Below are 1,202 nucleotides of genomic sequence, written 5' to 3'. Positions count from 1 at the left end.
AACACAGTGGACGCGAGCAACTGAGGACAAGCCCTCGGCCTATTAGTACCGGTCACCTCCACCAGTTACCTGGCTTCCAGATCCGGCCTATCAACCCAGTCGTCTACTGGGAGCCTTACCCCATCAAGTGGGTGGGAGTCCTCATCTCGAAGCAGGCTTCCCGCTTAGATGCTTTCAGCGGTTATCCCTCCCGAACGTAGCCAACCAGCCATGCCCTTGGCAGAACAACTGGCACACCAGAGGTTCGTCCGTCCCGGTCCTCTCGTACTAGGGACAGCCCTTCTCAAGACTCCTACGCGCACAGCGGATAGGGACCGAACTGTCTCACGACGTTCTAAACCCAGCTCGCGTACCGCTTTAATGGGCGAACAGCCCAACCCTTGGGACCGACTCCAGCCCCAGGATGCGACGAGCCGACATCGAGGTGCCAAACCATCCCGTCGATATGGACTCTTGGGGAAGATCAGCCTGTTATCCCCGGGGTACCTTTTATCCGTTGAGCGACGGCGCTTCCACAAGCCACCGCCGGATCACTAGTCCCGACTTTCGTCCCTGCTCGACCCGTCGGTCTCACAGTCAAGCTCCCTTGTGCACTTACACTCAACACCTGATTGCCAACCAGGCTGAGGGAACCTTTGGGCGCCTCCGTTACTCTTTAGGAGGCAACCGCCCCAGTTAAACTACCCATCAGACACTGTCCCTGATCCGGATCACGGACCCAGGTTAGACATCCAGCACGACCAGACTGGTATTTCAACGACGACTCCACAACCACTGGCGTGATCGCTTCAAAGTCTCCCAGCTATCCTACACAAGCCGAACCGAACACCAATATCAAACTGTAGTAAAGGTCCCGGGGTCTTTCCGTCCTGCTGCGCGAAACGAGCATCTTTACTCGTAGTGCAATTTCACCGGGCCTATGGTTGAGACAGTCGAGAAGTCGTTACGCCATTCGTGCAGGTCGGAACTTACCCGACAAGGAATTTCGCTACCTTAGGATGGTTATAGTTACCACCGCCGTTTACTGGCGCTTAAGTTCTCAGCTTCGCCCCACCGAAATGGAGCTAACCGGTCCCCTTAACGTTCCAGCACCGGGCAGGCGTCAGTCCGTATACATCGCCTTACGGCTTCGCACGGACCTGTGTTTTTAGTAAACAGTCGCTTCTCGCTGGTCTCTGCGGCCACCCCCAGCTCAGGAAGTA

The 1,202-nt window shown here is 56.3% G+C and carries 1 rRNA gene (only partly in view); it reads right to left on the bottom strand.

The annotated features are described in order from the left end of the window. Positions 1-22: 22 nt before the first annotated feature. A 23S ribosomal RNA gene (locus AB0P24_RS47500) occupies positions 23-1,202 on the bottom strand (it continues 2,010 nt past the right edge of the window).

It is taken from the genome of Streptomyces sp. NPDC086519, from assembly GCF_040686075.1.
In the GTDB taxonomy this organism is placed as follows: Bacteria; Actinomycetota; Actinomycetes; order Streptomycetales; family Streptomycetaceae; genus Streptomyces; species Streptomyces shenzhenensis.
Note: the sequence above shows the minus strand (reverse complement) of the source record. Positions and strands in the feature narration are given on the sequence as shown.